Here is a 26,959-nt window from a genome sequence, read left to right as displayed (position 1 = left end):
TCGCAATTTCAAGAAGAGCGGTGTTGGCGCTCTCTGGGGACAATCAATATGCGTAATCCGAACTTCGCTGGCGTTGTAAGCCGGCCCCGCCGCGCCTTGGGCGCCGCCGCTGTCGCCGGGCTCGCGGGACTTGGCCTGGCCCAAGCCGTCTCGGCGACCGAGCTGGACGCCGCTGCGCCGATCGCCACGGCGTCGACCGCCGACGGCACGGAAGTCTCCGGCGTCAAGATCGACGCCAAGCGGGTGGCCGACCCCTCGTCGAGCAAGTTCACCGCGCCGCTCCTGGACACCCCGCGGTCGGTGACGGTCATTCCCTCGAAGATCATCGAGCAGACCGCCGCCACCTCGCTGGCGGATATCCTGCGCACCTCGCCGGGCATCACGTTCGGCGCGGGCGAAGGCGGACAGCCGCTGGCCGACCGGCCGTTCATCCGCGGCCAGAGCTCGGGCAACAACGTGTTCGTCGACGGCGTCCGCGATACGGGCGGCCAGACCCGCGAGGTGTTCAACCTCGAGCAGGTCGAAGTGATCAAGGGGCCGGACTCGGTCTACAGCGGTCGCGGTTCGGGCGGCGGCAGCATCAATCTGTCGTCCAAGTCGCCCAAGCTCGACACCTTCGTGGCCGGCTCAGCCGCTGGCGGCACGGACAACTATTACCGCGTCACCGCCGACGGCAATTACGCCTTTGGCAAGAACGCCGCCTTCCGTCTGAACCTGATGGCGACCGGCGGCGATACGCCCGGGCGCGACAGCGTTGACTTCAAGCGCTGGGGCTTGGCGCCGTCCCTGGCCTTCGGCATCGACACCCAAACCCAGGCCACGCTCAGCTATTATCACCTCGATAGCGACCAGGATCCGGACTACGGGATTCCGCTGGCGGCAAAGCGCACCTGGGGCGTGGCAGGCACCGACGGCCGCTCGCGCCCGGCCGATGGCATCCTGGATGTCTCGCGCAACGCCTATTACGGCCTGGATCGCGACTGGATGAAGACCAAGGCCGACATCGCCACGGTCGCCGTCCGTCACGAGATCAACGAGAACCTCGCCGTCCGCCAGGTGATCCGCTACGGCAAGACGCTGAACGACTATCTGGTCACCAACCCCGGCGACGGCGGCGCGGCCCAGTTCGTGGCCGGCGAATGGTGGATGAAGCGCGGGACCAAGTCGCGCTGGAACGAGACCGAGACCACCGCCTTCGTCACCGACCTGACGGGCAAGTTCGAACTGGCCGGCCTCAAGAACCGCTTCAACCTCGGCCTGGAGCTGTCGCGCGAGATCAACGACAACGCCACCTACGTGATCTTCACGACGGCGGGGTCGACCTGTCCGACCGGCTTCACCGGCGCGGGCACGGGCGACTGCACGCGGCTCTACGCTCCCAATCCGAACGACGCCTGGACCGGCGTGATCAATCGCGGCCCCGCCTCCCAGTCCAAGACCCGCAGCGGCTCGATCTATGCGTTCGATACGATCGACCTGACGCAGAAGCTGCTGCTGAACCTGGGCGTCCGCTACGACGACTATTCCACGCAGGGCTTCAACGCGACCGCGACCTCCGCCAATGGCGTGGTCACCGGCGTGACCTACGCCAGCCTGGCCAAGGCCAGCTGGGACTTCGTCAACTATCAGATCGGGCTGAACTACAAGCCGACGCCGTCAAGCAGCCTCTATGTGTCGTATGCGACGGCCTCGACCCCACCGACGATCGCCGCCGGCGACCAGAACACCGCCGCCACACCAGCCCAGGCGCTGCTCGATCCTGAGGACACCACCAGCCTTGAAGCGGGCGCCAAGTGGAACGTGTTCGGCGACAAGCTGGCGTTGTCGGGCGCGGTCTTCCGGACCGAGCGCAAGAACGCGGTGATCGCCGTCAGCGCGACCCAGACCGAGCAGGCGGGCGAAGTTCGGGTGCAGGGCGTCGAGCTGGGCGTCTCGGGGTCTGTCACCCGCGCCTGGCAGGTCTTCGGCGGCTACACCTACATGGACAGCGAGCTGGTCCGGGGCCCCTACACCAGCGTCAACGTCGGTGATCCGCTGGCCAATACGCCCAAGCATACCGTCAGCCTGTTCTCGACCTACCGGGTGACGCCGCAGCTGTCGGTGGGCGGCGGCGCCTACTACGTCTCCAAGAGCTTCGGCGGCAATCAGGGCGGGGCCGGCGGCGGGGCCAACAAGGTCTTCGCACCGTCCTACACCCGTTACGACGCCTTTGCGTCCTGGTCGCTGAGCAAGACGATCGACCTGCAGCTCAACGTCCAGAACCTGACGGATGAGCGCTACATCCTGCGAACCAACGGCGTCCACCACGCCGACCCGGCGCCCGGTCGGCAGGCGATCTTGACCGTCAACGTGAAGTACTGACCTCCCCTCGAAGGACTTCACCCAGCGCCCCGTCCGGCCCAAGTCCGGCCGGGGCGCTTTTTCTTTCGGGACCGGCGATGATCTGATCCGGATCAAAGGATCGACAAGGCCGGCCAGATAGGAATGGTTCGCAAATAGGATGTCGCTGATGATGCTGCAGATTCCCGAGGTGCTGACCAAAACGCAGGTGGCCGAGTGCCGCGCGATCCTCGACGCCGGACCTTGGGTGGATGGAAACGTCACCTCGGGGTTTCAGGCTGCGATGGCCAAGAACAACGAACAGTTGCCGCAGGACAGCGCCGAGGCGCGTCATGTCGGGGCGATCATCGTCCAGGCCTTGGAAGCCAATCCCTTGTTCGTCTCGGCCGCCCTGCCCCAGACCATCCTGTCGCCGATGTTCAACCGCTATGGCGAGGGCATGGGTTTTCGGGATCATGTCGACAACGCCATCCGACGCGACCCTGTGACCGGGCGGCGCCTGCGCACCGACCTGTCATGCACCCTCTTCCTGGCCGAGCCCGAAGACTATGACGGCGGCGAACTGGTGGTGAACGACCTTTATGGCGACCATGTCGTCAAGCTGGCTGCCGGAGACGCCATCCTCTACCCCAGCACCAGCCTGCACCACGTCACGCCCGTGACCCGCGGCCGCCGTACGGCGAGCTTCTTCTGGATCCAGAGCCTGATCCGCGACGACGCCAGGCGCACCCTGCTGCTGGACATGGACGTCGCCATCCAGCGGTTGTCCCGAAAGATCGAGCGGGACGACGACGCAATCCTGTCGCTCACGGGCGTCTATCATAACCTGTTGCGGCAATGGGCCGAGGTCTGAAACCGCGCGCCCCTCCTCGTTCGCCGAACATTGCTACGCCGCGCGAACCATAAGTTTACGGTTGCGCCCCAACATCCGCCCAACTTTTTGGAGACCGGATGTCCAAGGTGTCGACTCCTGCGCCCCCTCCCGCCTCGTCCTTTGACGAGGTCGAGGCTGCGCGCTGGTTCTTCGCCCACGCCAGCGATCTCTTCACGGTCGTGTCCGCAGACGGCCGGTTCATCAGCGTCAACGAGGCCTGGTCGCAATTGACCGGCTGGGCGCAGCACGAACTGGTGGGACAACCCACGATCAAGTTCGTCCACCCAGACAGTCAGGCCGAGCTCGTCGACACAGGTCACCGGCTTCGCGAGACAGGGTCGGCGATCAATGAGCTGAAGATCCGCTGCAGGGACGGCCGCTGGATCTGGCTACAAGGCCGCTCACGTCTTGGCCCGAACGGCGAGATGGTCGGCGTCATGCACGACATCTCCGCCGAAGTTCAGGCGCGTCTCGAGCTGGACGCAGCGCGGCGGACCCAGGCCTTGCTCGCCGAGAAAGCCGGGATCGGCGTCTGGAGCTATGATCCCGAGACGGGACGCATCGACTGGGCGCCGGACGCGCTGGCCCTGATGGGCGTGTCGCCGGAAGATGTCGCCACCGCCGAGCTGTTCCTCGCCCGCCTGCCAGACGACCAGCGCGCCAGTGTCCAGGCGGCCTTCGCACGCGCCGTCCTGACCGGAGAAGGGGGCTCGCTGGAGTATAGACTTCGGGCCAATGACGGCCGCTGGTTCACGCTGCGCGCGACCTATCGCGCCGAAGCGACGCCTGGGTCGCTGTTTGCGCTCAAAGGCGTTTCGCAGAACATCACCGACGTAGCCCGCAGCCGCGACAAGGCGATCTGGAGCGAGCGTCGCGCCCGCCGCCTGATCGAGGACGCGCCCTTCGCCGTGGCGGTTTACGACCTGGACATGCGGCTGAGGATGGTCAGCCCGCGGTTCCTGGAGATCTTCCGGTCGACCGAAGACCAGGTCATCGGCAAGACCCTGACCGAGCTGACGAACGGAGCGCGCCAACGGTTCGTGACCCGGGTCACCCGCGCGCTCTCAGGCGAGATCGTGAAGCGACGGGAAGACCGCCTCTACGACGCCGAAGGCGTCGAGCGCGCGTTCCGCTGGGAGGCACGGCCCTGGCGTGACGTCGCCGGCGAAATTGTCGGCGTCATCACCTACATGGACGAGATCACCGCCCTCACCGAGGCGCGGCGCGACGCTCGAAACAATGCGCGGCGGCTGAAAGTGGCCTTGGGCGCAGCCCGGGCGGGCGTCTACGAGATCGATCACGAGAAGCAGGCCTTCTGGGGCTCTCCGGAGTTCCATCGCATGATGGGCCGTCGGATCGCCTATCGGGACGTCCAGGACGCGGTCTGGCCGATGGTGCATCCCGACGACAGGGCCCAGCTTTATGAAACCGCCGCCGTCTGGTGGCGCGAGGGGCGCACGGGGCCCCAACACTACGAGGTCCGACTGATCTCGCCCGAGGGCGAAACGCGCTGGGTCCGGATTTTCCACGAGGTCCGGCGCGACGGACAGGGTCAGGCGCGCAAGGCCGTGGGCCTGATCCTGGACATCGACGAAAAGAAGAAGGCCGAGCTGGCCTTGATCGCGGCCGAGCGCGCCGCCCAGGCCGCCAACGAGGCCAAGGCGCAGTTCCTGGCCAATATGAGTCACGAGATTCGCACGCCCATGAACGGCGTTCTGGGCGTGATGCATGTGCTCAAGCGCGAGCTCCCGCCCGGCGACAGCGCCGATCTCTTGGGCGAAGCGCTCGCCGCCGGTCAGATGCTCTCAACCTTGCTCGACGACGTCATCGACATCTCTCGCATTGAGGCGGGGCGTCTCGACCTCAACCGCGAACCCGTCGATCCCTGCGAGCTCGTACGGGGCGTGGCCCGGCTCCTGGCCGCCCAGGCGTCGCACAAGGGCCTGCGTCTGGAGCTGGACCTCCCCGAGGACATGGGATGGATTGAGACTGACCCCACCCGGGTCCGTCAGGCGCTGTTCAACCTCGTGGGCAACGCCGTGAAGTTCACCTTGAAGGGCTCGGTGACGGTGCGCGCGCGACGCGTGATCACCGATGCGGGGCCACAGCTTGTGTTTAACGTCATCGACACCGGCGTGGGCGTGCCTCTTGAAGCGCAAGGCAGGCTCTTCGAGCGCTTTCAACAGGCTGATGCGGGGACCACCCGCCGGTTTGGGGGCTCGGGTCTTGGGCTGGCGATCACGCGCAAGCTGGCCCGCATGTTGGGCGGCGAAGTCGCCTTCAGTTCGATCCCGGGCGAGGGCTCGACATTCTCGTTGAGCATCGCAGCACCGCCGGCGGCGCCGCCGAACGTCGAGCCCGGCGAGAGCCTGGACCTGCTGATGGGGCTCCGGGTGTTGGTCGTGGAGGACAATCGTACGAACCAACTGGTCGCTCGGCGGATTCTTGAGCAGCTGGGCGCAGAGGTCAGCGTGGCCGACGACGGCGCAGCGGGCGTCGCGGCGGCCGCAAGCGGCGCCTTCGACCTGATCCTGATGGATGTGCAGATGCCGGGCATGGATGGCCTGGAAGCCTCGCGACATATTCGCGCCTTCCCCGGTCCGGCCGGTCGCGCGCCGATCATCGCCCTGACCGCCAATGTGATGGCTCATCAGCGAGCGGCCTACCGCGCGGCGGGCATGGACGGGGTCGCCGCCAAACCGATCTCGCCGACGGCCTTGGTGGCCGAGATCCTGCGCCTGTCCAAGAAGGAACCGGACAACAAGGCTGCGGTCGCCTAACCCCGTTCCCCCAAACCCTGAACCACGCTAAGCAGGTCCAAAATTGGGGGAATGAGATGGCGGAAGAAGGTCAGGAACGCGCGTCGATGCGTACGGTGGTCGCGGCCTCATCGGCCGGCACGGCCTTCGAGTGGTACGACTTCTTCATCTTCGGCAGCCTGACCCAGGTGATCTCGAAGACCTTCTTCGCCGGCCTGAACGAGACCGCCGGCTATATCGCCGCCCTCGCCCTGTTTGGCGTCGGATTCGCGTTCCGGCCGCTGGGCGCCCTGGTGTTCGGCAAGATCGGCGACCAGGCCGGCCGCAAGGGCGCGTTCCTGGCGACCGTTCTGCTGATGGGCGGCGCGACCTTCGCTATCGCCTTCCTGCCGACCTACGCGCAGGCCGGGATCATCGCGCCGATCCTGTTGATCATCATGCGCTGCCTGCAGGGCTTCGCCCTGGGCGGCGAGTACGGCGGCGCGGCTATCTATGTCGCCGAGCACTCCCCCGCCAACAAGCGCGGCTGGTCGACCTCTTGGGTGCAGACCTCGGCCGCGTTTGGCCTGTTCGGCGCGCTGCTCGTGATCCTGGCCACCCGCTGGGTGCTCGGCAAGTATGTCGGGCCCGACGCCTTCGACGCCTGGGGCTGGCGGATCCCGTTCGCCGTCTCGATCGGCCTTTTGGGCGTCTCGGTCTGGATGCGCCTCAAGCTGACCGAAAGCCCTACCTTCGAAGCCATGAAAGCCGAGGGACAGGCCTCCAAGGCGCCCTACGCCGAAGCCTTCGGTCAGTGGAGCAACCTCAAGCTGGTGATCCTGGCTTTCGTCTCGATGATGTGCGCCCAGGGCGCGGTCTGGTACACGAGCTTCTTCTACGTCCAGACCTTCATGGAAAAGTTCCTGAAGGTCGATCCGGTGACGATCAACGAGTTGATGATGATCGCGACGGCGATCAGCGCCATCTTCTATGTCGTCTTTGGCTGGCTGTCGGACAAGATCGGCCGCAAGCCGGTGATGCTGGGCGGCATGACCCTGGCGCTGTTGTTTTACTTCCCTGGCTTCCACCTGTTGGAAAAGGCCGCCAATCCGGCGCTCGCCGAAGCCAGCGCCAAGGCGCCGGTGGTCGTGTTCGCCGATCCCAAGGACTGCTCGCTGCAATTCGATCCCGTCGGCAAGACCGCCTTCGTGACCTCGTGCGACATCGTCAAGAGCACCCTGGCCAACGCCGGCGTCTCCTACGCGAACGAGGCTGCGCCGGCCGGCGCTGTCGCGGTGATGCGTATTGGCGGCGCCGAAGTCGCCTCCAAGAGCGCCGCCGGTCTTGGCAAGGATGAGGTCAAGGCGACGAAGGCCGAGGTGGAGACCCGGATCAAGGCCGCGCTTGTCGAGGCGGGCTACCCGGCCAAGGCCGATCCCGCGCGGATGAATATCCCGATGATCCTGGGCGTGCTGTTCGTCTTTGTGATCGCGGCAACGGCGCTGTTCGGGCCACTGGCTGCATGCCTGGTCGAGCTGTTCCCGACCCGCGTCCGCTACACGGCGCTGTCGCTGCCCTACCATATCGGCACGGGCTGGGTCGGCGGCTTCGTGCCGTTCTTCGCCTTCGCCATCGTGGCGGCGGTCGGCAACATCTATGCGGGCCTGTGGTACCCTGTCGCCTTCACCCTGCTCAGCGTGCTCACCACCGCCTTCCTGCTGCCGGAGACGAAGGAACGGCCGCTGAACTGACCCAAACGGTCAGGTCGCGACGGGGATAACCTCGACCGCGACCTCGGCCTGGGTGAGGGCGTGCACCAGAGCCGGATCCACCGGATGGGTGATCAGCCGGACGATCTGACGCCCCTCACGGGCCAGTTGGATCAGATGTTCGGCGTCGGCGCCCTCGGGGTCCAGCCGCTCGGCGTCGCGTCGCGCCATCTTCAGCACCTCGGGCTCGACGTCGGCGTCGATCACCAAGACATCGGCTGCGCCGAGCGCGCGGAGCGCACGGAGCGTCAGCAGGTCGGCCGGCCCCTTGCCGGCGATGAAGCGCACGACGCCCTTGCGCGCGCCGCCCTTGGCCAGGGCCTCGCGGAACAATTGGCCGGCGCGGTCCATGTCGCCCGCCCGAGCAGCGACGGCCGCCTCGCCCATCACCGCGTCGCGCAGGAACGCGCGGCGCTCGTGCAAGGCGGGCAAGGTCTTGCGCACCTCGCTCTGGAACTTGGCGAGCAACGCCGCCACCCGGCCCGTGCCCTCCGGCACCTGAGCCTCGATGTCGTTGCGCAGCATGGTGGCCAGGACCGGCGCCCCGCCGCCGGTTCCGACAGCTGCTACGACCTGGCCTCTGTCGATCACCGCGGGCGTGTTGAAGTCGCAGAGCTCAGGCCGATCCACGACATTGACCAGAACCCGCGCCGCTCGCGCCGCGCCGGCGGCGGCCTGGACGAACACCTCGTCCGGACTGGCGATGAAGGCGAAGGCCGCGCCGCTGTAGGATCCCGGCAGATAGGCCGCATGGCCATCCAGGCGGACCAGCGTCGCGGGCGAGCCTTCGAACAACCGCGCCTTGGCTTCGGCGGCTTCGCCGGAACCGGCGATCACCACCTTGCGACCAGCCAAGGGGAAGAAAGCGGGAAACGAATCCAACACGAAACCTCGAGTTTATTGCGAACGGCAGTCGTCGTAGGGGCCGCCGGGGAACCCGGTCAGCATGGCGTCGGCGCCCTTGCTCCAGATCTCGGCTTTACCCGCCGTGTAGCGCGCGCCGGAAGCCGAACGCGCCAATTTGAGCGTCTTGGTCGCGCCGCCAGCGGTCACGACGACCCGCTTGCCGTGTAGCGCGTATGCGGCGGTGAACCGCTTGCCCGCCTTGCAGCTGTAACGGATGGGCGCATCGGTGGAGTCCATCGGCTTGACCGTCACGCACCCTGCAAGCGCAACGGATAGGATGGCGGCGGTGATGACGATGCGGCGCATGACGCGAACTCCTGGACGCTGGGCAGCATAGCCCGTTTCGCGCTCGGCGCCCTCCTAACCCGCGTTCGGATCGCGATTTTCGCGGTCGGAAAGCTTGCGAGCCGCGCGGTTGAAAATCCTTCTGGCCAAGCCATGTGTGAACAGTGTTAGGTTTCGTTTGGGGCGCGATGCGTCCCGTCTTTCGTTGGGAGGCGAAGACGCATGGCCATGACCCTGGACATCAACGGCAAGCCGGTCTCGGTGCAAGCCGCGCCCGAGACGCCTCTGCTGTGGGTGCTGCGCGATGAGCTCGGCATGACCGGCACCAAGTTCGGCTGCGGCGTCGCGCAATGCGGCGCCTGCACGGTGCACCTGGACGGCCAGCCGATCCGGTCATGCGTTACGCCGATTGAGGCCGTGGGCGGAGCCAAGGTCACGACGATCGAGGGCCTGGGCGGTCAGCATCCGGTGCAGCAGGCCTGGGTGCGTCACGACGTTCCCCAGTGCGGCTATTGCCAGTCGGGCCAGGTGATGTCGGCCTGTGCGCTCCTGGCCCAGAAACCCAAGCCCACCGACCAGGACATCGATGAGGCCATGGCGGGCAACATCTGCCGCTGCGGCGCCTACCAACGCATCCGCGCCGCGATCAAGGACGCCGCCGATTTCGGCCCGCCCACGGGCGAAGCGCACGCCGACATCGATGAAGCCATCGTCGCCGCCTCGGGCGCGACGCACCGGGGAGCCGGCCGATGAACGCTCCAGTCGATCCCAAAGGCCTGAAGGCCGTTCAACCCAGCCGCCGCGATGTCGTGGTCGCCTCGACCCTCGTCGGCGGCGCGCTCGTGGTCGGGTGTTCTCCCGCCGACCTGATGAGCGCCGGCTCGAAGGTCGAGGTCGGCGCCTTTGGCCCCTTCATCAAGATCGCGCCCGACGGCGCGGTGACGGTGATCTCCAAGCACATCGAATTTGGCCAGGGCAATCACGCGGGCCTGGCGGCCATCGTCGCCGAGGAGCTGGACGCCGACTGGAGCAAGGTGAAGGTCGAGCAGGCCCCCGCCAACGCTAAACTTTACGCCAATGGGACGATGGGCGCGCAGCTTACGGGCGGATCATCGGCGATCTCGAACTCATGGGATCAGCTTCGCAAGGCCGGCGCCGGCGCTCGGGCGATGTTCGTCCAGGCCGCCGCCAACCGCTGGAACGTCCCTGTCGGCGAGATCACGGTCAAGGACAGCGTCCTGACCCACACGTCGGGCAAGACCGCCACCTTTGGCGAGCTCCTGAACGACGCCGCCAAGGTCAATCCGCCCGCCGATCCCAAGCTGAAGGATCCGAAGGCGTTCACGCTCATCGGCTCCGACCGCGTGCGCCGCAAGGACTCGCAAGCCAAGAGCGACGGTACGGCGCGCTACACTCAGGACGTCCGCCTGCCCGACATGCTAACGGCGATGGTCGCCCATCCGCCCCGGTTCGGCGGCAAGGTGAAAAGCTTCGACGCCGGCGAGGCCAAGAAGATCCCGGGGGTCGTCGATGTTTTCGAGATCCCCACCGGGATCGCCGTCGTCGCCCAGAACACCTACGCCGCCCGCATGGGCCGCGAGGCCCTGAAAGTCGAATGGGACGAGGAGAAGGCCGAGAAGCGCGGCAGCCCGGCGATCATCCAGGGCTATCGCGACGTGTTGTCCGGCAAGGACGCCTCGGTCAAATGGGAGCCCTTCGACCAGCGCGGCGACGCGGCCGCCCTGGACGCGGCCAAGGGCGCCGACGTGGTCGAGCTGAACTACGAGTTCCCGTATCTGGCCCACGCCACCATGGAGCCGATGAACTGCGTGGCGGCTGTCGACGGCAACAAGGTCAAGCTGACCTTCGGTTCGCAGGGTCCGACGCTGGACCAGCTGAACGTCGCCAAGGTCGTCGGTTGCCTGCCCGGTTCGGTCGAGATCGAAACCCTGTTCGCGGGCGGCTCATTTGGTCGCCGCGCCACCTTCCAGTCGGACTACGCCGTCGAATGCGTCCATATCGCCAAGAAGGTCGGCAAGGGCCGCCCGGTGAAGCTGGTCTGGACGCGCGAGGACGACATGCGGTCGGGCTACTTCCGGCCGATCGTCCTGCATGCCCTGAAGGTGAAGCTGGACAAGGACGGCCTGCCAGCGGCGTGGCGCCACCGGATCGTAACCCAGTCGATCATGAAGGGCGCGCCCATGCCGATGGGCAAGGGTCCCGACTCCTCGGCGTTCGAGGGCATCAACGACTCGCCCTATCTGAAAGCGACGCCGGTGGTCGACGCCCAGGTGGCGTTCCCGGATATCGGCGTCCCGGTGCTCTGGTGGCGCTCGGTGGGCGCCACGCACACCGCCTTCGTGATGGAGCACACCATCGACCAGCTGGCCGCCAAGGCCGGCAAGGACCCGGTGGCCTACCGCCAGGCGTTGTACGCCAAGGCGGGCGCAGATCGTCACCTGGCGGTGTTGAACCTGGCCTTGGAAAAGGCGGGTCCCAAGGCCACTGCGGGCTGGACGCGCGGCGTGGCTGTCCACGAAAGCTTCGGCTCCGTCGTGGCGCAGATCGCCGAAGTGAAGCTCGAGAACGGCGCGCCGCGCGTCGGCCGCGTGGTCACCGCGATCGACTGTGGCGTGGCGATTTCGCCTGACCAGATCGCGGCTCAGATGGAGGGCGGCACCTGCTATGGCCTGTCGGCGGCTCTGTTCGGCGAGGTCACCCTGACGGACGGTCAGGTCGACCAGACCAACTTCGACGGCTACCGGGTGCTCAGGATCAATGAGGCGCCTTCGGTCGAGACCCATATCGTTCCCTCGGGTAACCGACCGAGCGGAGTTGGCGAACCCGGAACGCCCGTGATCGCGCCAGCCGTGGCCAACGCCCTCTTTTCGTTGAACAAGATCGCAACGTCGCGATTGCCGTTCGTCAGGTCCGACGCCTGATCGATCGCCGTTCTTGAAATACACGCTGGACGGGAAGAAATTCCCCGATCATCCTATGGCCATGGGTGAGCGTCTCAGTACTTGTTTGGGCGGGCCGAATTCGACCGGGCGGGAAGCTTTACAGCTGATCGTGTCGGATCCTCGCGTTCGGGAAGTTGCGCGATTTCTGGGTTCGTCGTTCAAGGCGGCGGAAGCCCGCGTCCGGTGGCTCCTCGCTTGGAGCGCCGGAGCGGGCGCCCCTAAAGGCTTGGCGATTGGCAGGCCCCTGAACCTCCTCAAGGGCCCATCCGCCATGGTCGCCGACTCTATCGGCGCTCGCAGGGGAATGAACCTGTGAGGCCGTGTTCCGACGCTGATCTCGAGACGATCGCTGACCAGGAAGACGTCGCGCTGTTTATCGAGGCGCTGGCCAGGGTCGGCGTGGACTATCGTCGTGTTCTGAGCTTGCTGATCCCCCGTTTGGCGGCGCTCGAGGAGCGCGGCGACATCGTCGGGGCCCTCCGGCTGATCAAGGAGATCCGAGCGATCGTCACGTCTCCGGAGCAGCCGGAGCAGTAGACGTCAGCAAAGCGGATAGCCCGCCGAGGTCGCGCAGGCGCTCCACGCGCCAGGCCTCAACCCGTTGTCCCATATAGACTTTTCCCCCCAAAAGAGGCTTCTAGCGTCTCGCCGCGATGGACGCGAGATCGCCAGGCCGATCGACATCCATATGAATACCCGGGTCCTCCACCGGGACGCGGATCAGTCTTTGGCCCGCGCTGTCGATAATCCCGCGTGCGCCTTCGTCGCCTGATTGTGCGCGGAGCGCCGGCAACCAGGTCGCGCCGAACAGAACCGGATGACCCCGGCGGCCCAGATGGGTGGGCGCGACGATGTCGTTCGGATCACGAAGCATCCTGGCCAGATGGGCGGGCGTAGCCGGATCAATTCTTGGCATGTCCCCCAAAAAGATGAAGACGCCCCCTGTATCATCAGGAACGGCGCGCGCGGCGGCCGTCAGCGAGGCCCCCATTCCAGCCGAGGGGTCCGAGATCGGCACGACCACCAGCCGATCGTTCACCGCCAGGCGCGTTGCGGTCGCCCTCACCGCCTCAAGGACACCTGGATCCGGACCCACAGCCACAAAGACCTGGCGGACCGGCGACAGAAACGCGGTGAGCAGGGCCCCCGCGACGAGGGGCGCGTCGTCCAGCGGCGCCGTCAGCTTGCCGCCGCCGAAGCGAACACCGCGACCCGCCGCGAGGACGATGGCGTCGAGGTCGCTCGTAGCTCTTTGCGTCATCGGTCGCAGCCCCTATTCTAGTCTTCCGACATGACGCCCTACGACGACAGTCCCGCGCAAGCGGTCGCAACCGCTTCCCGAACGCCCGGGCCGTCCCTGATCGACGGCTTTGGGCGCGCGGTCACCTATTTGCGGGTCTCCGTCACCGATCGCTGCGACCTGCGCTGTGTCTATTGCATGGCCGAGCACATGACATTCCTGCCCAAGGCGCAGGTTCTGACGCTTGAGGAGCTGGATCGCCTGGCCTCGGCGTTCGTCGGCCTGGGGGTCCGTAAGCTGCGGCTCACCGGCGGCGAGCCCCTGGTGCGCAAGGGTTTCATGGATCTTGTGGCCGGCCTGTCACGGCATCTGCGCACCGGAGCCCTGGACGAACTCACCCTGACAACCAATGGGTCACAGCTCGAACGCTACGCCCCCGATCTGGCGCGCCATGGCGTCAAGCGGATCAACGTCTCGCTCGACACCCTCAAGCCCGAGCTCTTCCGAGCCCTGACGCGGGGCGGCGATGTCGCCCGGGTCATCGCCGGGATCGAGGCGGCCCAGGCGGCGGGCATGGCGGTCAAGATCAACACCGTCGCGCTCAGGCACGACAACGCCGATGAAATCCCCGCGCTGATCCAGTGGGCGCACGGGCGTGGCTGCGACATCACCCTGATTGAGACTATGCCCTTGGGCGAGGTCAACCAGGACCGAACGGATCAGTTCCTCTCATTGAAGGACGTGCGCCAGGACCTGTCGGCGTTCTGGACCCTGGAGGACATTCCGGATGCCACCGGCGGGCCCGCCCGCTATGTGCGCGTGGCCGAGACTGGCGGTCGGCTGGGCCTGATCACGCCGCTCAGCAACCATTTCTGCGACACGTGCAATCGTGTCCGTCTGACCTGCACGGGCACGCTGCACACGTGCCTGGGCCGCGACGACGCCAGCGACCTGCGGGCGGTGATCCGAAACGGGGCCAGCGACGCGGACCTTGTCGAGGCGATCCACTTGGCGATCGGCGCTAAGCCCCAGGGTCACGACTTCCAGATCGCCGCCGGGCGCCCCGCCGTGGCCCGCCACATGTCGACGACCGGGGGCTAGATGGCGCAGGTTCTTCTGTTCGGGCGCCTGGCCGACCAAGCCGGCTGGCGCGAGCGCGAGGTCGAGGCCCCGAGCCTGGACGCCCTACGCGCTGCTATCGGCTTGGCGGACCCGATGCTCGGCGAAGCCCTGGCCGCGCCTGGCGTTCAGGTCGCCGTGGACAAGGCCATCGTCCGTGGCGAGGCGGCGTTGTCGCCCGCCAGCGAGGTCGCTTTCCTGCCGCCGATGAGCGGCGGATGATCGTCACCCTGACCGACCAGCCGTTCGAGCCCGGCGCGCTGGTGACTGCGTTCTGCGCGGACCGCCAAGAGACCGGTGCGGTGGCGACCTTTATCGGACTCGCGCGCGCCGAAAAGGGCGCAGCCAGCGCTCTGGAACTCGAGGCCTATCCTGGCTTCACCGACGCCGCGATCGCGGAGATCGTTCAAGGCGCGGTGACGCGCTTCGCCCTTCAGGACGTCCACATCGTGCATCGCGTCGGTCGCATCGCGCCGGGCGAGGCGATCGTCTTCGTGGCGACAGCCGCCGCCCATCGCCGTGAAGCTTTCGAGGCTTGCGACTACCTGATGGACTATCTGAAGAGCCGCGCCCCTTTCTGGAAGAAGGAGCATGGTCCCGGCGGCCCGCGCTGGATCGAACCGACCGCGCGCGATAGGACCGACGCCGAACGCTGGGATGAGGAGGTCTGAGTGTCAGAAGCGCTGAAGCCCGGCGGCGGGATCAAGCCCGACCTGCCCTTCACTCCCGTTCGCGTGGCGGTGCTGACGATCTCCGACACCCGAGATGAGGCCAGCGACACCTCGGGTCAGATCCTGGTCGAGCGCGTCAAGGCCGCCGGCCATGAGCTGGGCGGCCGCGTAGTGGTTCGCGACGATATCGAGCAGATCCGGGCCCAGGTCCGGTCGTGGATCGACGGCAAGACAGTGGATGCGATCGTCACCACCGGCGGGACCGGCCTGACCGGTCGCGATGTGACCGTCGAGGCGCTGGAGCCCCTGTTCGATAAGAAGATCGACGGCTTTTCCGTCGTGTTCCACCTCATCAGCTACGCTTCGGTCGGCCTTTCGACCCTGCAGTCGCGAGCGACGGCGGGCCTGATCGACGGCGTCTTCGTCTTCTGCCTGCCGGGCAGCAATGGCGCGGTGAAGGACGGCTGGGACAAGGTGATCGCCGCCCAGTTGGACAGCCGCCACAAGCCCTGCAACATGGTGGAACTGATGCCAAGGCTGCTGGAACGTTGAGCAAGCTTACCCACATCGACGACCAGGGTCGGGCGCGCATGGTCGACGTCTCCGACAAGCCGGCGACCGCGCGCGAGGCTGTCGCAGCGGGCTTTGTACGGATGCGCCCTGAAACCCTGGCGCTGGCGATCTCGGGCTCGGGTCGCAAGGGCGATGTCCGCGCTGTGGCCGAGTTGGCCGGCGTGATGGCCGCCAAGCGAACGTCTGACCTGATCCCACTCTGCCATCCCTTGGCCCTGTCGAAGGTCGAGGTGGCAGTGGAACCAGTCGAAAGCGGGCTGGCCGTCACGGCTCGGGTCAGGACGACCGGCCCCACCGGCGTCGAGATGGAGGCCCTCACGGCCGCCTCAGTGGCCTGCCTGACCATCTACGACATGCTCAAGGCCGCCGAGAAAGGCATGGTCATCGAAGCTATCCGCCTTCTGGAAAAGTCCGGCGGCAAGTCGGGCGACTGGAAGGCGGACTAAGCCTACCGCGCGACGCTGGCCCGGGCCCGCTTGAGTCCCGGGCGAGCCGCTGGAGCGCTGGCTTCGTTCTGCTCCAGCGCGGCCAGCAAGTCCGTCTTCAGCGCATTGAGCTTGCGCGTATCCGTGATCTTGCCGCCCTCGGCGGTCTGCACATAGAAGGCGTCGACCGCGCGCTCGCCATAGCCGTCGATATGCGCTGACTGGATGGACAAGGCGCTGTCGGCCAGGGTCTTGGCCAAGGCGTGCAAAAGACCGGGACGATCGCGTCCTGAAGCCTCGACCACCGTAGCGTCGTTGGAGGCGTCATTGTCGATGGTGACCGAAGGCGCGATCGCGAAGGCCGCCGCGCGCGAGAGCTCCGAGCCACGGCGAGGTTCAACGGCCAGCGCGTCCCCCTTCCCGGCCGCTTCCAGGGCGTCAGCCAGCCGACGCAAAGCGCGAGGATTTTCGCAGCCAAACGGCGCGCCCATCACGTCCTGGACGTAGAAGACATCCAGCGCTTGGCCCTGGCGAGAGGTGAACACGCGGGCCCCGACCACGTTGCCGCCAAGCGACGAAATCGCGAGAGCAAGATCGGCGAACAAACCGCGCCGGTCCTTGGCGGCGACGACCACCTCGGCCGCGTTGCTGCCTGGGCGGACCTGACCTTCAGCGGCCGCCCCGCCCTGTATCGCCGCACGGCGCGCCAGTTCGGCGTGATGAAAGAGATCGTCCTGTGCGAAGGCGCTGAAATAGGCGTTCTCCATCGCCGCGACCCAGCCCTTGGCGGCGGGGTCGGTTTCCAGCAGCGCCGCCCGGGCGACCTCGGCCGTGTTTTCCTGATGGCGTTGAACATTCGCGGCGGCGTCGCTGCCTCGCCCTCCGCGGAAGACCGCTTCGGTGGCGTTGTAAAGCTCGCGCAGCAACTGGCCCTTCCAGCCGTTCCAGACCCCCGGCCCCACGGCGCGAATGTCGGCCACGGTGATGACCAGAAGCAGGCGCAACCGCTCGGGGTTCTCGACGATCCGTGCGAAGGCCGCGACGGTGCCGGGATCGGAGACATCCCGCTTCTGGGCAAAGTCGCTCATGACGAGGTGGTTCTCGACCAGCCAGGCGACCAGTTCGACCTTGCTGCGCTCTACGCCCAGGCGTTCGCAGGCGCTGCGGGCGCTACGGGCGCCGGCCTTCTCCTGTCCGCCAACCCCGCCCTTGCCGGTGTCGTGCAGCAGCATGGCCAGGAACAGCGACTCGCGGTCCTCGATCAGAGGCATGATCGAAACCGACAGCGGATGGTCCTCGACCAGTTGACCGGCCGCCATGTCGCCGATCACGCCGACGGCGCGCAGGGTATGCTCGTCCACCGTGTAGGAATGGTACATGTTGAACTGCATCTGAGCGACGACACGGCCGAACTCCGGGATGAAGCGGCCCAGAACGCCGGCGTCGTTCATCAGGGTCAGGGTGCGGTAGCTGCGCTTGCCGCGGGCCAGCAGATGCAGGAACGCGCGGCAGGCCTCAGGATCGCGGCGCACCTTCGAGGTGATCAACGGCAGGCTGCGCGTAACAGCGGTGAAAGCGTCGGGATGCAGATCAAGGTCGCGCTCGTCGGCGATCTTGAACAGACGGATGAGGTTGACCGGATCGGCCTCGAAGATCTCCTGGCCCTCGATGTTCAGGCGACCGCCATCCTCGTAGAAGCCTTCGACATCCAGCGCCTTGCGCTTGGGCCGCGCGCCAGGAAGGAAACGCGAGATTCCCTTGGGCTCGTTCTTGAAATGCTCGGCTTCCAGTTTTGCCGAGAAGGCCCGGGTAAGGGTCCCAACCTCCTTGGCGATCAGGAAGTAGCGCCGCATGAAACGCTCGACCGCGGGCGCGTCGCCACGGTCGCCATAACCCATCCGGCGGGCGATCTCGGGCTGAAGGTCGAAGGTCAGCCGCTCCTCTGGCCGACCTGTCGTGAAGTGAAGGTGCGCGCGCACCGCATGCAGGAAGTCAAAGGCGCGGATGAAGGCCTTGGTCTCGCGGATCGAGAACACTTCCATCTTGAAGACGTCCTCGGGCCGGTCGACAGGATGCAGATACTCGGCGATCCACATCAGGGTGTGGAGGTCGCGCAGACCCCCCTTCCCTTCCTTGACGTTGGGCTCGACCATGTAGCGGCTGGCGCCGGCGCGGGCCTGGCGGTCGTCGCGCTCCTTGAGCTTCGCGGCGACGAACTGGGCCCCGGTGCCCTTCATCACCTCGTCGCGGAAACGCTTCTTCAGATCCTCAGCCAGGCGCTCGTCGCCGGTCAGGCGCCGCGCCTCCAGGATCGACGTGCGGATCGTGAAGTCTTCCTTCGAGAGGCGAACGCACTCCTCGATGGTCCGCGAGGCGTGGCCGACCTTGAAGCCCAGATCCCACAGCGCATACAGCATATACTCGATCACGCTCTCGGCGTGCGGCGTCTGCTTGTAGGGACGCAGGAAGAGCAGATCGATGTCGCTGAACGGCGCCAGGGTTCCCCGGCCATAGCCGCCGACGGCCAGAAGACAGAGGCGCTCGCCTTCGGTGGGATTGCGAGCCCGGAAGACGTGCACGGTCGTGAAGTCGTACAGAGCCGTGATCACCTCGTCGGTGACCCCGCTGAGCAGGCGGCTGGTCTCAACGCCGCTGGCGCCGTTCTCCAGGCGCTCCTTGGCGATCATCCGGCCACGGAACAGGGCCTGTTTGAGGATGTCGATGGCGCGAGCGCGCTGTTCGGCCTCGTTGCCGATCGAGTCCAAGGCGGCGGCCGAGAGTCTCGCCCGCAGGGCGTGACCGTCGACGACGTGTTCCAGGCGGGTGGGGCGAAGGCGACGGGGCATGCGGGTAATATGGTTACATCCTAGGCCCTGAGCAGACCCTTAAGACGATAAAGCGCCTCCAAGGCCTCGCGCGGGCTCATGCCGTCAATGTCGAGGTCCGCCAGAGAGGTCTCGACGGCGCTTGGCGCCGCCTTGGCGGGCGCCTGGGTCACGGCCTGACTCATGGCGAACAGCGGCAGGTCATCCAGCTTGGCCGGCGACTGGTCCTTGCTCTCCAGGCGATCGAGAACTTCTCGGGCGCGAACCACCACGGGCGCCGGAACACCGGCCAGCTTGGCCACCTGGACGCCGTAAGAGCGATCGGCGGGTCCTGGCGCGGCTTCGTGAAGGAAGACCAGATCGCCGTTCCACTCCTTGGCGCGCAGGGAGAGGTTGGAGACGAAGCTCATCCGCTCCTCCAGCGTCGCCAGCTCATGATAGTGCGTGGCGAACAGGGCGCGGCAACGGTTCACGTCGTGCAGGGCCTCGGCGCACGCCCAGGCGATCGCCAGACCATCATAGGTGGCCGTGCCCCGGCCAATCTCGTCCAGGATCACCAGGCTGCGCGGTCCCGCCTGGGTCAGGATCGCCGCAGTCTCGACCATCTCCATCATGAAGGTCGAGCGGCCGCGCGCCAGGTCATCGCCCGCGCCGACGCGGCTGAACAGGCGATCGACCACGCCCAGCCGGAAGCTGGCGGCGGGCACGTAGCAGCCCGACTGGGCCAGGATCGCCAGCAGGGCGTTCTGGCGCAGGAAGGTCGACTTACCGGCCATGTTCGGGCCGGTGACGATCGAAAGACGCGCGCCCGTCTCGCCCGAGGCGTCCAGACAGCAATCGTTGGGCGTGTAGGGCTCGCCCGCGCGCTTGACGGCGGCCTCGACCACCGGGTGGCGGGCGGCCTTGGCGTCGAAGGCCAGGGACCTGTCCACGATCGGGCGCACGGCGCCGGCGTCCTCGGCCCATTCAGCCAGGCTGGAAGCGACGTCCAGGCGGGCCAGGGCCTCAGAGGCGATCTGGATCGCGTCGGCCAGCATGCGGGCCTGTTCGCGCCAGTCCTCGAAGGCGGCCACTTCCATCGCCAGCGCCCGCTCGGCGGCCTGAGCGATCCGGGCGTCGAGGTCGGCGAGCTCCACCGTGGTGAACCGCACCTGATTGGCCAAGGTTTGACGGTGGATAAAGGTGGCGTTCAGCGGCGGCTGGAACAGCGGGTCGGCCTTGCCGGCGGTCGCCTCGACGAAGTAGCCCAGCACGCCGTTGTGGCGGATCTTGAGCGGCACGCCGCTTTCCAGGGCGAGCTGGGACTCCAGGGCGGCGATGACCTTGCGGCTGTCGTCGCGCAGACTGCGGGCTTGATCCAGTTCGGGCCGCACACCCGAGGCGACGAAACCGCCGTCGCGGGCTAGCGCCGGAAGGTCGGCGCCCAGACCCTGCTCCAGCGTGTTCAGAAACGACGACAGACCCTCATGCAGGGCCGGCGTCAGGGCCTTGAAGACGTGCTCCAATTCAAAGGGCGGCGGCGACAGCGGATCGGGAGATCCGCCGGCCATGCCGGCGAGTCGCTCACCCACCTTTAGCGTGTCGCGGATGCAGCCCAGATCACGCGGACCGCCGCGGCCCAGGGCCAGACGCGAAAGCGCCCGAGCCATATCACCCGCGCCCTTGAGCACCTCGCGCAGACGTTGGCGCAGCTGGCGGTGCTCGACAAACCATTCGACCGCATCCAGGCGCTGGTCGATGGCGGCGACATCCAGCAGCGGACGGGCCAAGCGCGAGGCCAGCAGGCGCGCGCCGCCGGCCGTGACCGTGCGGTCGATCGCCGCCAGCAGCGAACCGTTGCGATCGCCACTTTGGGTGCGGTCGATCTCGAGGCTGGATCGGGTGGCAGGATCAATCGCCATCACGTCAGCGTCAGCCGCCCGCCGAGGCGCGCGCAGCGCCGGCAACCGGCCAGCCTGGGTCATTTCCAGGTGGGCGGCGATCAGGCCCAGGGCGCCGATCTCGGCCGGAGACAGGCCACCGAAGCCGTCCAGAGTTTCAACCCCGTAGAGCCGCTTGACCCGGGTTTCAGAGGCCTGCGGCTCGGAGAGGGCCGACGGCATGGGCTGCACGAGGCCGCCGCAAATCTTCAGGGCCTGGGACAGACTGTCGTCGGACAGCAGGCGGTCGGCGACCAGGGTCTCGGACGGAGCCAGGGCCGCGAGGATCGGGGCGACGCCCTCCTTGGCCAAGGCGAAGACCTCGACCTCGCCGGTGGAGAGTTCCACCGACGCTACGGCCGCTTGTCCTGCGCGCAGGGCGACCGCCGCCAGACGATTGGCGCCACGGGCGTCCAGGAGCCCATCCTCGGTCAGGGTGCCCGGTGTCACGACCCGGACGATGTCGCGGCGCACTACCGCCTTGGAGCCGCGCTTCTTGGCCTCGGCGGGGTCTTCCATCTGCTCGCAGACGGCGACCTTGAAGCCCAGGCGGATCAGCTTGGAGAGATAAGCCTCGGCCGCGTGCTGCGGCACGCCCGCCATCGGGATAGGCTGGCCGTTGTGCGTCCCCCGGAACGTCTGGCTGATGCCCAGAGCGGCGGCGGCCTTGTAGGCGTCGTCGAAGAACAGCTCGTAGAAGTCGCCCATGCGGAAGAAGATCAGCGCATCGGGCTGACGCGCCTTCATCTCGAAGAACTGCGCCATCACCGGCGTTGCGCCGGTGGGGTCGATCTCGTGGGCAGGGGTCGGCGTGGCGTGGGCGTTCATCGCTGCGGAAACTACAGAGCGTCGCGCCTCGCGTTAAGAGTCGGCGTTAAGGAATTCAGGGGGTGGCGTTCAGTCACCGCAAGAAGCGTGCTTGACGATCTATCGCTCAAGGGTTGAGCTTGCGCCATGAACGCCGCGCGCCAATCACTACCGCCGAGGCCAGAGGCCATGGGGATCTACCGACCAGACTGGTTGGAAAAACCCTCGGGGGATGACATGGCGGCCTTCTACCCTCCCCGAGCAGCTCGCCGAGACATATCGGGCAAGGTGACGATGGTCTGTCAGGTCAAGGGCGACGGGCGGCTTTCCGAATGTCGCATCGCCAGCGAAACACCCGCAGGCGAACAGTTTGGGCAAGCCGCACTACGCTTGGCGCCGAAATTCCGGATGATCCCGCCCGATGATCTCCGCGCGAACGCCGGTGAGGTGACCATTCCGCTGGTCTTCCAGACTCCAGAGGGCTCGACAGTGGGCTGGGCAACCGGACAGGAGGCGAAGTTTCTGGTTCAGGGCGGGGCCACCGTCGCGATCGTATCGACCGTTCTCTTGGTCGCGATCATCCGGATCCTTGGCCGCTATCACAATCGCGCGGCGACGCGGCGCTAGAGCATTTCACGACCTGACTGCGTCAGGCCGTGAGCTCTAATCTTTTGTTTTGACGCATTTTTCTTCACGCGAACCGGAACCACTTCGCTCGAAAAATGCTCTAGCTCCCCGTGACCTCTTCCCAGAAGCGCTTGGCCTTGCCGACGAAGTTTGCGGACTTGGGATTCTGTTTCTCGCCGCACAGGCCCGCCAGCTCGCGCATCAGTTCCTTCTGACGCGCCGACAGGTGGGTCGGGGTTTCGACGAACAGCTCGACCACAAGGTCGCCGCGCTGGCGGCTGCGCAGGGACGGCATGCCCTTGCCCTTGAGACGCACGGTCTTGCCGGTCTGGGCGCCTTCCGGCACCTGGACCATGACCTTGCATTGGCCGTCACAGGACTCGCCGCCCAACAGGCACGGCGCCTCGATCTCACCGCCCAGGGCGGCGGTCGTCATCGGGACCGGCACGGTGCAGAGCAGGTCAAGGCCATCGCGCTCGAAAAGCTCGTGCGGCGTCACCGAGAGGAAAATGTAGAGGTCGCCGCGCGGGCCGCCGCGCGCGCCTGCATCACCTTCTCCGGCCAGGCGGATGCGGGCCCCGTCATCGACGCCGGCGGGGATGCGGACCGACAGGACGCGCTCGCGGCGCACCTGGCCATGACCGTGACAGTTGGAGCAGGGGTCGAGCACCATGCGGCCCGAGCCGCCGCAGCGGGGACAGCCGCGCTCGACTGCGAAAAAGCCCTGGGTGGCGCGAACCCGGCCGGCGCCGCCGCAGGTGCCGCAGACCGTGGGACTGGTGCCTGGCTTGGCGCCAGAACCCTCGCAGACCTCACAGGTCATGGCGGCAGGGACGGTGATCTCGACCTCGGCGCCCGCATAGGCCTGCTCGAGGCTGATTTCCAGGTCGTAGCGCAGGTCTTGGCCGCGCTGGGGACCGTTCGACTGGCGACGACCGCCGCCGAACATCTCGCCGAACACGTCTCCGAAGACGTCGTTGAAAATATCGCTGGCGTCGAAGCCCTGGCCGCCGAACCCGCCTGGGCCGCCTTGCGGACCATTGACGCCGGCATGACCAAAGCGGTCATAGGCCGCACGCTTCTGGGGATCGGAAAGGACCGAATAGGCTTCGTTGATCTCCTTGAACCGCCCGGCTGCGTTTTCGCAACCGCCGTTGCGGTCAGGGTGATGCTCCATCGCCAGCTTGCGGAACGCGGACTTCAGACCTGCCTCATCGACAGTCCGGGTCACGCCGAGAATTTCGTAATAGTCGCGCATTGTCAGCGTCTGGCGCCCAAAAGGCCCACGGGAGTGGTGATTACAGGGAGAGAGGTGGGATAGCTCCGAGCCCGGCGCAAGGCGCTCGCGGGAGGGGAGACAGAAGGTCGCGGCCGCGGAACAGATCGATCAGGATTGTCCCGCGGCGCGCGCATGGCGACTTTAGGCCGCCGGCTTGTTGTCGTCGACTTCCTCGAACTCGGCGTCGACCACGCCGTCGTCCTCGGCCTTGGCGTCAGCGCCGTCGGCCGAACCCTGTTGGGCGGCGTACATGGCCTCGCCCAGCTTCATCGAGGCTTGGATCAGGGCTTGGGTCTTGGCCTGGATGGCCTCGACGTCTTCGCCTTCCAGAGCGGTCTTCAGCTCGGTGATCCCGGTCTCGATCGCGGTCTTTTCGGTCGCGCCGACCTTGTCGCCATGCTCGGCCAGGGCCTTCTCAGTCGAGTGCACGATGGCCTCGCCCTGGTTCTTGGCTTCGACCAGCTTCTTCTTGTTTTCGTCCGCAGCCTTGTTGGCCTCGGCTTCCTTGACCATGCGCTCGATGTCCGCGTCCGAGAGGCCGCCATTGGCCTGGATGCGGATCGAGTGCTCCTTGTTGGTCGCCTTGTCCTTGGCGTGGACCTGGACGATGCCGTTGGCGTCGATGTCGAAGGTGACCTCGATCTGCGGCACGCCGCGCGGCGCCGGCGGAATGCCGACCAGGTCGAACTGACCCAGGATCTTGTTGTCGGCGGCCATCGGACGTTCGCCCTGGAACACGCGGATCGTCACAGCCGACTGGTTGTCGTCGGCGGTCGAGAAGGTCTGCGAGCGCTTGGTCGGGATCGTGGTGTTGCGTTCGATCAGCGGGGTGAACACACCGCCGAGGGTCTCGATGCCCAGGGTCAGCGGGGTCACGTCCAGCAGCAGAACGTCCTTGACGTCGCCTTGCAGGACGCCAGCCTGAACGGCTGCGCCCAGCGCCACGACTTCATCGGGGTTCACGCCCTTGTGGGGCTCGCGACCGAAGAAGTCCTGCACCGCCTGCTGGACCTTGGGCATGCGGCTCATGCCGCCGACCAGGATTACTTCGTCGATGTCGCTCTTCTTCAGGCCAGCGTCTTTCAGCGCCTGTTCGCACGGACCGATGGTGCGGGCGATCAGGTCGTCGACCAGGGCTTCCAGCTTGGCGCGCGACAGCTTGATGTTCAGGTGCAGCGGACCCGAGGCGTTCATGCTGATGAACGGCAGGTTGACCTCGTACTGAGCCGTCGAGGACAGCTCCTTCTTGGCCTTTTCCGCCTCTTCGCGCAGGCGCTGGAGGGCCAGCTTGTCCTTGCGCAGGTCGACGCCCTGCTCCTTCTTGAACTCGTCGGCCAGGTAGTCGACGATCCGAAGGTCGAAGTCTTCACCGCCCAGGAAGGTGTCGCCGTTCGTCGACTTCACCTCGAAGACGCCGTCGCCGATTTCCAGGATCGACACGTCGAAGGTGCCGCCGCCCAGGTCGTAGACCGCGATCTTTTTGCCGTCGTTCTTGTCCAGACCATAGGCCAGGGCCGCGGCGGTCGGTTCGTTGATGATGCGCAGGACTTCCAGGCCGGCGATCTTGCCGGCGTCCTTGGTGGCCTGACGCTGGGCGTCGTTGAAGTAAGCCGGAACGGTGATGACCGCCTTGGTCACCGGCTCGCCCAGATGGGCTTCGGCGGCTTCCTTCATCTTTTGCAGGATGAAGGCCGACACTTCCTGCGGGCTGTAGTCCTTGCCGTGCGCCTTGACCCAGGCGTCGCCGGTCGGGCCCTTGATGATCTCATAGGGCACCATGCCCTTGTCCTTCTCGACCACCGGATCGCTGGCGGTGCGGCCGATCAGGCGCTTAATCGCGAACAGCGTGTTGGTCGGATTGGTGACGGCTTGGCGCTTGGCGGGCTGGCCGATCAGGCGCTCGCCGTCCTCGAGGAAGGCGACGACCGACGGGGTGGTGCGAGCGCCCTCGGCGTTCTCGATCACCTTGGGGTTCTTGCCGTCCATGATGGCCACGCACGAGTTCGTGGTGCCAAGGTCGATACCGATAATCTTGCTCATCTTCGTACCTGTCGCTCCTTTAGGCGGACGGCGGTGACAAGGGCCTTCTCAGAAGCGCCCCGGTTTTTCTCGCTCCGTCCCCAGTGGCTTCGCACTCATTACGGTTCAAGTTCCGCGCTCCGCGCCGTCGACGAAAATCGAACGGGCGGAATGCGTTGTGCGAAGTTGACGAGCCCGTCAACCCCGCTTCGAAGCCGGATATGGGGGATGGGCGCCGCCGCGCAAGCCCATAACCCCTCGCAGGGAGGGGGAATCTGGCTTCCGGGTGAAGAAAAATGGCCGCACCCGGTGCGCAGGCGCGGCTCGCCGCCTAGGTAAAGGCTGTCTCGAGAGGGCCAGGATGATGCGCCCCCCTCACAGGCGTCCCGTGCAACCTTTGCGGATCGTCGCCAGACGCTTCGACGTGAACCCCGATCATGGCAAAGCCCCTCGTCGTCACGCCTGGTTTTGACGTCTGGCCAGGCTTTCTTGACGCTTCCGCGCAGGACACGCTGGTCCAGGCGGTTTTCGCCGCAGCGCGTGAGGCGCCCTTCAACCACTATGCGACCGCCTACGGAAAACCCATGAGCGTGGCGATGACCGCCCTGGGAGCCGTTGGTTGGACCAGCGACGCCGGCGGCTATCGCTATCTGGATCGTCATCCGGGTACGGGCAGACCGTGGCCGAGCATGCCGCAGGCGCTGCTGGATCTCTGGCGCGCGCTTGGCGACCCGGAGACACCCCCGGACTCCTGCCTGGTCAATCTCTATCGAGACGGCGCCCGGATGGGACTTCACCAGGACCGTGACGAGGCGGACCCACGATTTCCGGTGCTCTCGATCTCTCTGGGCGATACGGCCGTCTTCAGGATCGGGGGCGCCAATCGCAAGGATCCCACCAGAAGTCTAAAGTTGGTTTCAGGGGATATATGTCGCCTGTCGGGGCCCGCGCGACTGTCCTTCCACGGGGTCGACCGTATCCTGCCGGGCTCATCCCGGCTGATCCCCGGCGGCGGCCGGATCAACCTGACCCTGCGCAGAGCGCGTTAGACGCCCCTCGCACAGCGATTGATCGGCGTGGCCCTAGGCAATGTCGAAACTAGTTGTCCTTCACGTAGGGGACAAATTCGCCGAGTCGAACGCCGCCGTTGTAGCCAGGGCCCGCTCCACGCCCGCCGTTATCCCCGGTCGGCAGGTTATTGCCTTCGCAGAGGGTCACCGCCTGATTGAGCATCAGCGCGTTGTTCGAGTTCAGGTCTTCGAGACCCGCCGTGGGACGGTTCACATACAGGGTTGGGCTGCCGCGAAGCCGGTAGACAATCGCCGTGCCCGTGATGATCTCGGTGGTGATGATCTTGCGGACCTCAAGGCAAGGCAGCCCGGCGCGAACCGTTCGCCCCTCCAGCAACTTGGCCAACTTCGCTTCGCCCTTGGCGTCTCTGGCCTGCGCGCCTGTGGCCGCCGAAAGCCCCAGGGCTAATACCAACGCCAGTCCCTTTGTCGCTGCGCCCACCGTAAACCCCCGTCTCACCATTCAACCTGAGGACAAGGCTCAACCCAAAATAGTTTTCGGTCAATCGC

Annotated in this window: 22 protein-coding genes; 14 read left to right on the top strand and 8 right to left on the bottom strand. The window is 66.4% G+C overall.

Going from position 1 to position 26,959, the window contains the following annotated elements; all coding sequences use genetic code 11:
- Nucleotides 1-48 precede the first annotated feature (48 nt).
- From J2X45_RS09855 to J2X45_RS09840, 4 genes are all read left to right on the top strand, one after another.
- Nucleotides 49-2,361: a TonB-dependent siderophore receptor gene (locus J2X45_RS09855; protein WP_310214122.1), complete on the top strand. Its 2,313-nt coding sequence runs from the start codon at nt 49-51 to the stop codon at nt 2,359-2,361.
- A gap of 148 nt (nt 2,362-2,509) precedes the next feature.
- Nucleotides 2,510-3,193, top strand: coding sequence for a Fe2+-dependent dioxygenase (locus tag J2X45_RS09850; RefSeq protein WP_310214121.1), 684 nt, complete (start codon nt 2,510-2,512; stop codon nt 3,191-3,193).
- A 98-nt stretch (nt 3,194-3,291) separates the two neighbouring features.
- Entirely contained in the window at nt 3,292-5,994 is a 2,703-nt protein-coding gene (locus J2X45_RS09845) for a PAS domain S-box protein (protein ID WP_310214119.1), read from the top strand.
- Between the two features lie 56 nt (nt 5,995-6,050).
- Nucleotides 6,051-7,703, top strand: a complete 1,653-nt coding sequence (locus J2X45_RS09840; protein ID WP_310214118.1) for an MFS transporter — start codon at nt 6,051-6,053, stop codon at nt 7,701-7,703.
- Between the two features lie 9 nt (nt 7,704-7,712).
- On the opposite strand, the gene J2X45_RS09835 is transcribed toward J2X45_RS09840, so the two are convergent.
- Together J2X45_RS09835 and J2X45_RS09830 are read right to left on the bottom strand one after the other, a co-directional pair.
- The gene (locus J2X45_RS09835) at nt 7,713-8,603 is read right to left on the bottom strand and encodes an NAD(P)-dependent oxidoreductase (protein WP_310214116.1); all 891 of its coding nucleotides are present in this window, start codon (nt 8,601-8,603) and stop codon (nt 7,713-7,715) included.
- A 15-nt stretch (nt 8,604-8,618) separates the two neighbouring features.
- Nucleotides 8,619-8,933, bottom strand: coding sequence for an MliC family protein (locus tag J2X45_RS09830; protein ID WP_310214115.1), 315 nt, complete (start codon nt 8,931-8,933; stop codon nt 8,619-8,621).
- A 201-nt stretch (nt 8,934-9,134) separates the two neighbouring features.
- Between J2X45_RS09830 and J2X45_RS09825 the strand changes: the two genes are divergently transcribed.
- From J2X45_RS09825 to J2X45_RS09815, 3 genes are all read left to right on the top strand, one after another.
- The gene (locus J2X45_RS09825; protein WP_310214114.1) at nt 9,135-9,665 is read left to right on the top strand and encodes a 2Fe-2S iron-sulfur cluster-binding protein; all 531 of its coding nucleotides are present in this window, start codon (nt 9,135-9,137) and stop codon (nt 9,663-9,665) included.
- Nucleotides 9,662-11,854, top strand: a complete 2,193-nt coding sequence (locus tag J2X45_RS09820) for a xanthine dehydrogenase family protein molybdopterin-binding subunit (RefSeq protein ID WP_310214112.1) — start codon at nt 9,662-9,664, stop codon at nt 11,852-11,854. The genes J2X45_RS09825 and J2X45_RS09820 overlap by 4 nt, the downstream gene beginning before the upstream one ends.
- Before the next feature lie 333 nt (nt 11,855-12,187).
- Nucleotides 12,188-12,412, top strand: a complete 225-nt coding sequence (locus J2X45_RS09815; protein ID WP_310214111.1) for a hypothetical protein — start codon at nt 12,188-12,190, stop codon at nt 12,410-12,412.
- A gap of 100 nt (nt 12,413-12,512) precedes the next feature.
- On the opposite strand, the gene J2X45_RS09810 is transcribed toward J2X45_RS09815, so the two are convergent.
- Nucleotides 12,513-13,136 carry a nucleotidyltransferase family protein gene (locus J2X45_RS09810; RefSeq protein WP_310214110.1) on the bottom strand — a complete coding sequence of 208 codons (624 nt, stop codon included), beginning with the start codon at nt 13,134-13,136 and terminating at the stop codon, nt 12,513-12,515.
- A 30-nt stretch (nt 13,137-13,166) separates the two neighbouring features.
- Between J2X45_RS09810 and moaA the strand changes: the two genes are divergently transcribed.
- From moaA to moaC, 5 genes are read left to right on the top strand one after another with little or no spacing between them, the layout of a single operon-like run.
- On the top strand, nt 13,167-14,216 hold the full coding sequence (gene moaA, locus J2X45_RS09805) for a GTP 3',8-cyclase MoaA (RefSeq protein WP_310214109.1): 1,050 nt from the start codon (nt 13,167-13,169) through the stop codon (nt 14,214-14,216).
- Nucleotides 14,217-14,456 carry a MoaD/ThiS family protein gene (locus J2X45_RS09800; RefSeq protein ID WP_310214108.1) on the top strand — a complete coding sequence of 80 codons (240 nt, stop codon included), beginning with the start codon at nt 14,217-14,219 and terminating at the stop codon, nt 14,454-14,456. It abuts the gene before it with no gap.
- Nucleotides 14,453-14,905: a molybdenum cofactor biosynthesis protein MoaE gene (locus J2X45_RS09795; protein WP_310214107.1), complete on the top strand. Its 453-nt coding sequence runs from the start codon at nt 14,453-14,455 to the stop codon at nt 14,903-14,905. The genes J2X45_RS09800 and J2X45_RS09795 overlap by 4 nt, the downstream gene beginning before the upstream one ends.
- Complete coding sequence (gene moaB, locus J2X45_RS09790; RefSeq protein ID WP_310214106.1) at nt 14,906-15,457, top strand: molybdenum cofactor biosynthesis protein B; 552 nt, start codon at nt 14,906-14,908, stop codon at nt 15,455-15,457.
- Nucleotides 15,454-15,924 carry a cyclic pyranopterin monophosphate synthase MoaC gene (gene moaC / locus J2X45_RS09785; RefSeq protein WP_310214104.1) on the top strand — a complete coding sequence of 157 codons (471 nt, stop codon included), beginning with the start codon at nt 15,454-15,456 and terminating at the stop codon, nt 15,922-15,924. The genes moaB and moaC overlap by 4 nt, the downstream gene beginning before the upstream one ends.
- 2 nt (nt 15,925-15,926) lie before the next feature.
- On the opposite strand, the gene J2X45_RS09780 is transcribed toward moaC, so the two are convergent.
- On the bottom strand, nt 15,927-18,749 hold the full coding sequence (locus J2X45_RS09780; RefSeq protein ID WP_310214103.1) for a [protein-PII] uridylyltransferase: 2,823 nt from the start codon (nt 18,747-18,749) through the stop codon (nt 15,927-15,929).
- A 20-nt stretch (nt 18,750-18,769) separates the two neighbouring features.
- On the bottom strand, nt 18,770-21,475 hold the full coding sequence (gene mutS, locus J2X45_RS09775) for a DNA mismatch repair protein MutS (protein ID WP_310214101.1): 2,706 nt from the start codon (nt 21,473-21,475) through the stop codon (nt 18,770-18,772).
- Between the two features lie 126 nt (nt 21,476-21,601).
- On the opposite strand from mutS, the gene J2X45_RS09770 reads away from it, so the two are divergent.
- Nucleotides 21,602-22,081, top strand: a complete 480-nt coding sequence (locus J2X45_RS09770; RefSeq protein WP_310214100.1) for a TonB family protein — start codon at nt 21,602-21,604, stop codon at nt 22,079-22,081.
- A gap of 100 nt (nt 22,082-22,181) precedes the next feature.
- On the opposite strand, the gene dnaJ is transcribed toward J2X45_RS09770, so the two are convergent.
- Both dnaJ and dnaK read right to left on the bottom strand, forming a co-directional pair.
- Complete coding sequence (gene dnaJ / locus J2X45_RS09765; protein ID WP_310214099.1) at nt 22,182-23,339, bottom strand: molecular chaperone DnaJ; 1,158 nt, start codon at nt 23,337-23,339, stop codon at nt 22,182-22,184.
- 162 nt (nt 23,340-23,501) lie between these two features.
- A complete protein-coding gene (gene dnaK, locus J2X45_RS09760) occupies nt 23,502-25,400 on the bottom strand; it encodes a molecular chaperone DnaK (RefSeq protein WP_310214098.1) in 1,899 nt (632 codons plus the stop codon).
- 413 nt (nt 25,401-25,813) lie between these two features.
- Between dnaK and J2X45_RS09755 the strand changes: the two genes are divergently transcribed.
- Complete coding sequence (locus J2X45_RS09755) at nt 25,814-26,428, top strand: alpha-ketoglutarate-dependent dioxygenase AlkB (protein WP_310214412.1); 615 nt, start codon at nt 25,814-25,816, stop codon at nt 26,426-26,428.
- Between the two features lie 49 nt (nt 26,429-26,477).
- Here J2X45_RS09755 and J2X45_RS09750 read toward each other — a convergent pair whose 3' ends face one another.
- Nucleotides 26,478-26,891 carry a hypothetical protein gene (locus J2X45_RS09750; protein ID WP_310214097.1) on the bottom strand — a complete coding sequence of 138 codons (414 nt, stop codon included), beginning with the start codon at nt 26,889-26,891 and terminating at the stop codon, nt 26,478-26,480.
- Nucleotides 26,892-26,959 lie beyond the last annotated feature (68 nt).

The sequence above is a fragment of the Caulobacter sp. BE264 genome (genome assembly GCF_031457805.1).
GTDB lineage: Bacteria > Pseudomonadota > Alphaproteobacteria > Caulobacterales > Caulobacteraceae > Caulobacter.
This window is presented reverse-complemented; position numbering and strand designations above follow the sequence as displayed.

Excerpts from the sequence above, each read along its gene's own strand:
- J2X45_RS09825 (WP_310214114.1), top strand. The coding sequence starts at position 9,135 with ATGGCCATGACCCTGGACATCAACGGCAAGCCGGTCTCGGTGCAAGCC.
- J2X45_RS09840 (WP_310214118.1), top strand. The coding sequence starts at position 6,051 with ATGGCGGAAGAAGGTCAGGAACGCGCGTCGATGCGTACGGTGGTCGCG.
- J2X45_RS09845 (WP_310214119.1), top strand. The coding sequence starts at position 3,292 with ATGTCCAAGGTGTCGACTCCTGCGCCCCCTCCCGCCTCGTCCTTTGAC.
- J2X45_RS09855 (WP_310214122.1), top strand. The coding sequence starts at position 49 with ATGCGTAATCCGAACTTCGCTGGCGTTGTAAGCCGGCCCCGCCGCGCC.
- J2X45_RS09800 (WP_310214108.1), top strand. The coding sequence starts at position 14,217 with ATGGCGCAGGTTCTTCTGTTCGGGCGCCTGGCCGACCAAGCCGGCTGG.
- J2X45_RS09830 (WP_310214115.1), bottom strand. The coding sequence starts at position 8,933 with ATGCGCCGCATCGTCATCACCGCCGCCATCCTATCCGTTGCGCTTGCA.
- J2X45_RS09850 (WP_310214121.1), top strand. The coding sequence starts at position 2,510 with ATGATGCTGCAGATTCCCGAGGTGCTGACCAAAACGCAGGTGGCCGAG.
- moaA (WP_310214109.1), top strand. The coding sequence starts at position 13,167 with ATGACGCCCTACGACGACAGTCCCGCGCAAGCGGTCGCAACCGCTTCC.
- J2X45_RS09820 (WP_310214112.1), top strand. The coding sequence starts at position 9,662 with ATGAACGCTCCAGTCGATCCCAAAGGCCTGAAGGCCGTTCAACCCAGC.
- dnaJ (WP_310214099.1), bottom strand. The coding sequence starts at position 23,339 with ATGCGCGACTATTACGAAATTCTCGGCGTGACCCGGACTGTCGATGAG.
- J2X45_RS09810 (WP_310214110.1), bottom strand. The coding sequence starts at position 13,136 with ATGACGCAAAGAGCTACGAGCGACCTCGACGCCATCGTCCTCGCGGCG.
- J2X45_RS09780 (WP_310214103.1), bottom strand. The coding sequence starts at position 18,749 with ATGCCCCGTCGCCTTCGCCCCACCCGCCTGGAACACGTCGTCGACGGT.
- J2X45_RS09770 (WP_310214100.1), top strand. The coding sequence starts at position 21,602 with ATGAACGCCGCGCGCCAATCACTACCGCCGAGGCCAGAGGCCATGGGG.
- dnaK (WP_310214098.1), bottom strand. The coding sequence starts at position 25,400 with ATGAGCAAGATTATCGGTATCGACCTTGGCACCACGAACTCGTGCGTG.
- J2X45_RS09795 (WP_310214107.1), top strand. The coding sequence starts at position 14,453 with ATGATCGTCACCCTGACCGACCAGCCGTTCGAGCCCGGCGCGCTGGTG.
- mutS (WP_310214101.1), bottom strand. The coding sequence starts at position 21,475 with ATGAACGCCCACGCCACGCCGACCCCTGCCCACGAGATCGACCCCACC.